At 57.3% G+C, this 253-nt stretch carries 1 pseudogene; it reads left to right on the forward strand.

The window, feature by feature from the left end:
* Window positions 1-253 (forward strand): annotated as a pseudogene (locus RVY79_RS20720) (hypothetical protein); the annotation flags it as partial.

A 253-nucleotide genomic window follows, 5' to 3' on the forward strand; every position in this document is an offset into this window, starting at 1 on the left:
GCCGGCTGCCGGTGCGCTCCGTATTTGAGCGCCTTTCCCGGCACGATCTGCTGGAAATTTTGCAAAACCCCAACAACCCGATTATTTTGAGCAAACGGCTCGATTTCGCAACCTACGGAATTGATGCACGCTTTTCCGAGGAGGCCCTGGACATCCTTGCCCGGCGGGCTTATAGTGAAAACACCGGCGCCCGGGGGCTTGTCAGCGTTATCGAGCAGGCGCTGATTCCATTTGAAACCCGCCTGCCCTCCTT

The sequence above is a fragment of the Chromohalobacter sp. HP20-39 genome (assembly GCF_033052815.1).
GTDB lineage: Bacteria > Pseudomonadota > Gammaproteobacteria > Pseudomonadales > Halomonadaceae > Chromohalobacter.